We start from the raw sequence: 1173 nt of genomic DNA, 5'->3' as shown, positions 1-1173 counted from the left end.
ATGACTCAATGACTCAATGACTCAATGACTCAATGACTCAATGACTTAATGACTCAATGACTTAATGACTCAATGACTTAATGACTTAATGACTCAATGACTCAATGACTTAATGACTTAATGACTGTATGTAATGATTGGGGACGGTAATGAATCTTCTTAAAGGTATTTCTCTCCGCTCTTCATTCCCTTTTTTGGCTTTAGGTATATCTTTTGCTTTGTTGTATTACCCTGTCATCCTAAAGTTAGTCCATGATTGGGGCGTGGATGACAATTATTCGCATGGGTATTTCATTCCGTTCATTGCGGCCTATATGGTGTGGCAGCGGAAAGAGGAGCTGGAGCGTGTTCCCAAGAGGGGCTCACTCTGGGGTCTTATTTTGGTCTCGGCAGGGTTAGCCCAATTCATTTTAGCTTGGGCTGCGTCGGTTTATTTCCTACAAGGAACTTCCATGGTGGTGGTTCTTTTTGGAGTGGTTCTGTTTCTGTGGGGATCCAAGCTGACCAAGATCCTATGGATTCCCATCGCTTACCTGGCCTTAATGGTTCCGCTGCCTGCCATCCTATGGAACAAGATCGCTTTTCCCATGAAACTTTTTGCTTCCAAGGTGGCTGCGGACGTCATACAGACTATGGGTTACACCGTGCTTCGGGAAGGCAATATCCTCACGCTTCCCAACACGGTGCTGGAAGTGGCCGATGCGTGCTCAGGGTTACGGTCCCTGACGTCGCTTCTGGCCCTGAGTGCCGCGATAGCCTACCTTGCGCCTATGAGGTCATGGAAAAAATGGCTTCTCTTTTTTGCTGCAGCCCCCATTGCGGTGGTGTCTAACGTGTTGCGCCTTATCGGCACGGCTGTTTTAGCGAGGCATTACGGAGCGGGAGTCGCCGAGGGGTTTTTGCACACGTTTTCAGGGTGGCTTGTATTCATTCTGGGGCTGGTCATGCTCGGTGGCGTCTACACCCTTTTACGCCCCTCCACCAATGACTCAACAACTCAATAACTCCCTCACCTAATGACTTAACAACTCCACCACTCAATGACTCAACAACTTAATGCCCCAACAACTTAATGACCCACTCACTCAATGACTCAATAACTCGACAACTTAATGACCCAATGACCCAATGACCCAATGACCCAATGACCCAATGACCCAATGACCCAATGAC

At 47.7% G+C, this 1173-nt stretch carries 1 protein-coding gene; it reads left to right on the top strand.

Annotated features, from left to right (window positions below; translation table 11 throughout):
• Positions 1-149: 149 nt before the first annotated feature.
• Positions 150-1004 (top strand): exosortase/archaeosortase family protein, encoded by an 855-nt coding sequence (locus WHS46_10945; GenBank protein ID MEJ5349189.1) that lies wholly within the window; start codon positions 150-152, stop codon positions 1002-1004.
• Positions 1005-1173 lie beyond the last annotated feature (169 nt).

It is taken from the genome of Desulfosoma sp., assembly GCA_037481875.1.
GTDB lineage: Bacteria > Desulfobacterota > Syntrophobacteria > Syntrophobacterales > DSM-9756 > Desulfosoma.
This window is presented reverse-complemented; position numbering and strand designations above follow the sequence as displayed.

What these genes read in the sequence shown, in the direction of transcription:
- WHS46_10945 (MEJ5349189.1), top strand. Translation starts at nt 150, where the DNA reads ATGAATCTTCTTAAAGGTATTTCTCTCCGCTCTTCATTCCCTTTTTTG.